This window comes from uncultured Algibacter sp., from assembly GCF_947495925.1.
In the GTDB taxonomy this organism is placed as follows: domain Bacteria; phylum Bacteroidota; class Bacteroidia; order Flavobacteriales; family Flavobacteriaceae; genus Algibacter_E.
This window is the reverse complement of the sequence record NZ_CANMAU010000018.1, coordinates 1-4,200: the sequence shown is the minus strand read 5'-3', so window position 1 is coordinate 4,200 and position 4,200 is coordinate 1. Positions and strand designations below refer to the sequence as shown.

6 protein-coding genes are annotated in these 4,200 nt (G+C 31.5%); all 6 read right to left on the bottom strand.

Translation table 11 applies throughout. The annotated features are described in order from the left end of the window. Positions 1-85: 85 nt before the first annotated feature. Entirely contained in the window at positions 86-526 is a 441-nt protein-coding gene (locus tag Q0857_RS16750; protein ID WP_298538025.1) for a hypothetical protein, read from the bottom strand. A 135-nt stretch (positions 527-661) separates the two neighbouring features. Beyond that, positions 662-1,252 (bottom strand): hypothetical protein, encoded by a 591-nt coding sequence (locus Q0857_RS16745; RefSeq protein ID WP_298538022.1) that lies wholly within the window; start codon positions 1,250-1,252, stop codon positions 662-664. 127 nt (positions 1,253-1,379) lie between these two features. Beyond that, complete coding sequence (locus Q0857_RS16740) at positions 1,380-2,345, bottom strand: hypothetical protein (RefSeq protein WP_298538020.1); 966 nt, start codon at positions 2,343-2,345, stop codon at positions 1,380-1,382. Between the two features lie 230 nt (positions 2,346-2,575). Further along, positions 2,576-3,163 (bottom strand): hypothetical protein, encoded by a 588-nt coding sequence (locus Q0857_RS16735; RefSeq protein WP_298538018.1) that lies wholly within the window; start codon positions 3,161-3,163, stop codon positions 2,576-2,578. A gap of 147 nt (positions 3,164-3,310) precedes the next feature. Further along, positions 3,311-3,742 (bottom strand): hypothetical protein, encoded by a 432-nt coding sequence (locus Q0857_RS16730; RefSeq protein ID WP_298538016.1) that lies wholly within the window; start codon positions 3,740-3,742, stop codon positions 3,311-3,313. After that, a complete protein-coding gene (locus tag Q0857_RS16725; protein WP_298538014.1) occupies positions 3,739-4,107 on the bottom strand; it encodes a hypothetical protein in 369 nt (122 codons plus the stop codon). Before Q0857_RS16725 ends, Q0857_RS16730 begins: the two co-directional genes overlap by 4 nt. Positions 4,108-4,200: the final 93 nt, after the last annotated feature.

Genomic DNA, 4,200 nt, shown 5'->3' with positions numbered 1-4,200 from the left:
AAATCAGATGCAAGCAAACAAGCACTAGCCTTTTGATTTAGGAATAAACTTACGCATTATTTTTATACATTGTTGTGGTTAGTTTTTATTTAATTCGTTTAATATATTCATTCATTTTCGGTTGGATATACCAGATTCCAATGATGTAATACCAAATTCCGAAAAAGAGTCCAATTCCACTTGATTCTTTTAATCCTTCTCTTTTTTCAAATTTTATTATTGCCCGAGAAGTCAAAATCATTAGCAAAAATATACTGAACATTGCACCAAAATGAAACGGTAAAATTGTATCCATATTCATATTTCCAGTCAGTATTAAAATCCACGCACTAATCAGATAAAGGGTTGGATATCCAACAAGAATGTTCAGTAATATTTTGTTCATTCCGTTGGATTCCATATTTTTTTTATTCAATTCAATTCCGATTGAGTACATCCATATCAGGTAAGGAATTCCTAATAATGAAAGCCAAAATAAATTCTTTGGTGTTTTGCTTAAATATCTTTTAGTCAAATCTGTTTTCAATGTTTTCTCAAATTAACCACAACGGTTACGTATAAGAATAGTGCGTAGTTTGTGTGCGAGGATTTTCCGAAGGAAAATCAGACGCAAGCAAACAAGTACTAGCCTTTGAATTAGGAATAAACTTACGCATTATTTTTATACTTTGTTGGCAATAGTTTTTTTGTTTTTAATTAGGTTTACTATTGAATCCACCTCACTTTGTTTAATTCCGTTTTCATTATGAAAGTCAGACTCTTTTTTTTCATAAGTAACTTTTTCCGCTTCCAATTTAGCTACTAAGCTTCTAACATCTTGGGCTAATTCCTTTTCTTTGGTTTTGTCACTATTTGGATTTATTAAACTCTTAAAAAGAGAATCAGTTTTTATTTCTACTTCTTTTTCAATATCCAAAAAAATGAGGGTTGCATCAAAAAACCTAGAGTCTGCATGTCCTTTTTTTAAATCATAAATTAAGACTCTCCAATCTTTGTGCCTTTGCTTAATCTTTTCGGAAATACTTTTTATTGAATCAATCACGTAAACATCAAACTCAACATCATCATTAAAATTCTTTTCCATTTGGAAGAAATACGGATTTCTTACATTTGATAATACTCCGATTTCATGTTTAATACTTAGACAATAATGAGCTTGCTTTAAAGCATCATATTTCGGATAATTTTTTTTATTACAACTAAAAACAGATAGAAGAACGAACCATGTTACTTTGTGTTTAAATTTTCTCATTCTCAAATTATTGCCAACGGCCCGTATAACCGTCAGTTACGGGTTAATATGCCTTAATTTTCGGTTTAGTACTGGCGTTGGCAATTCCGAGTGGATTCGGACGTAGTCGAATCCGCCGTAATTGCGGTTATACATTGTTAGCACCAGTATTTTTTATCATTTTCATTCGATAAACTAAATATAAAAATACAATCAAAATTATTGTAAGCTTAAAGATTAGTCCTAACAGGCTATCTCCATTTATAAAGTAGTCCGATGACGTTGTCAATAAGGTCAAAGTCTGTGAATAAATCACAATTCCGATGCAGACCAATGAAAATATTAATTGATTTTTAAAATTCGCTCCAATAACTATTGCAAAGCAAACCAGAAATAAAGTCAGAAAACTATTTACATATCGAGTGTTTTTTGTCCAATTAGATTTTCTTAATTGCTTTGTCAAGAGTGTATTCTTTCTTATTTCGTTTTTTAATTGGAATAAATCTCTGCGATTAAGTTCTGTTGTCAATTCGTTTTTTGAGATTCCATATTCGTTAAGTTCCGTTTTAGAAAAATCGCTTTGAATTATGCTGTCAGGAATTTTTTTAAACAAGTCAGAGATGATTTTCTTTTGAGACTTATTTTCAGTTGTTAAAGAGTCAGAATATTGGTTGATGAGCCCAATGCTCATCATATCAACATTCGTTTTTTTGTATTCCGTAGCTTTTTCAATTCTTTCTTGTGAAGTAAAGGGTTCTTTTCTTGCGTTTTCATATCTATCCAAGAACGATGTCATTCGTAGTTTTGGCACCGCGCTATTGGATAGAAAGAATATTAGTCCGCCAAAGATTAATGATATGATAAGTCCGAATTTGAAAAATTTAGAGACAGGATTTTTTTCTTTTTTCAATTCCGCCGTAACCAAGATTATGGCAATGAAAACTCCAAAATTAATTACTGCTGGTATTTGACTAAAACTAAAAAGTATTCCATTCGTTAGGTCAAATCCAAATTCATTAAAATATAAACTGATGGTCTCAACAACTAAAAATAAGTAGTAAACTAAACCACTTATTATAAAATATGATATGAATTTTCGCAGGATTTTTGTCATATTGGTGCTAACGTGATTGTGTATGGTTAGTTGCGTGAAAATACGATTAAAATTTCGAATTTAAAGAAGAGCTATTAAAGCTGTTTAAGCTTTATAAAAACGGGTTCGTAGAACCTGAAAACTAAAAAACATGTCTAAACTGCTTTAATAGTGGTTTAGCAATTAAGAGATGACCAAATTGCTAGCCTCTAATAGCAATTAACTATACACGGTGTTGCCTGTAGTTAAGCTCAGTTCGCTATTTCGTTGTAACTCATTGGTATTATTTGTTTCAATTCATTCCATTTCAAGATATCTACTTTTTCAGAAGAATTAATTAATTCTTTCAAAGTAATTCCAAATCTCTCCTGTAAATGTTTATCTCTTGCAGCATTATAAGCTGAATAAATTTTATTTCTAATTCCACTGTATGTTTTATAATCCAAAGATTCGTTAAATCGAGCCAAGAGTATTAAATTTTTGTTGACAATGACTTTACCAGAATATTGATAGTCTTCCTCAATGGTTATTGGCATTTCATCGTTTTCTGGACTTGGTACTATATACTTTAAGAGTTCATCTACAATTAAACTATCTTCAACAAAATGCCCTTTAATAGTTGTCCGACCATTTTTGTCGACATCAATTATAACAATATTTCGCTCTTTAATGATAAAATCTTCGGATTTGTCTCTCATATTTTTCATATAATTATCAAATCCGTAATCTACTTCAACAACTTTATAATCAGCTTCTAGTATCGTTTCAATATCTTTCTTACAAGAAGTAGAACTTAAAACGAGAAACAATAAGAATAGTTTTAGTTTAGATTTTGTCATAATTACAGGTAACGGTCTCGGCTATGAGTAGTTGCGTGGGTTAGCACTTAACTTTACAAGTACACACCAAGTTGGAAATTCCGCAGGAATTTCCAAAGTAGGCGAGAACAAGCAATTACTTATAGCCATTGTTGTACGCAGGTTTTTTTAATAATTTTCAGTTACGAATTCCATTTTATCTGAATTCATTAAATAGTTATATGTTCCATTTTTTAATTCCGCTTTGTTCATTTCAAAGTCAGAGTTTTTTATTCTGAACACTCTTACTCGTTCTCCATTTCCTTTTTCAGCCCAATCATAAAGGTCTTGTTTAATTGTGTTTTGATTGTCCCATACATAAACATCTCCCCAAGATTTATCAATTATTCCGTATTCATTAAATTCAGTCGTTTGTCTTAATTCTCCGAAATATTTAGAGCGAAAAATAATATCTCCATCTTCTACTTTTTGATTAAAGTAAACTAAATCTCCATACCTGTCCTCATCTTCCATAAGATAAAGCCCAAACATAATCAGTCCAAATATTCCAATTATCGCTGTTCCTAAAACTCCAAGAATAATTTTTAGCGTTTTACTCATTCCAACCTATTATTTTCGATTAATAAGTTCATTTCCTCTTGATATTTTTCTCGCCAATCGTTTCCGTTTCTGTTATTGAGATATTTTTCAATTTCTTTGTTATAAGCATTAATTCCACGGATTGTTGGTCCAGTTTGAGAACAGCTTGTATAATGTTCGTGGAAGCCATACTTTTCCTTTAGTCCAATGCAAGGAACTCCACAAGCGTGCATTGGTGGTTCTGTCGAAACAATTCGAGCAGAATCTCTCCAACCGTCAATTTTTGCAGTCAGATAATTGAATCGATTAAAAAATCCAAATTGCCAGAATAAAATTCCGACTATTAAGAGTCCAGTTCCGATTGTTATTTTCTTTTTGCGTTTCATTGGTCAACTTGCGTACAACGGTTGGGCTATGGTTTGTTGCGTGAAAATCCGCTAGGATTTTCCGCCGTAAAACAAACTTAGCAAAACGGAAGG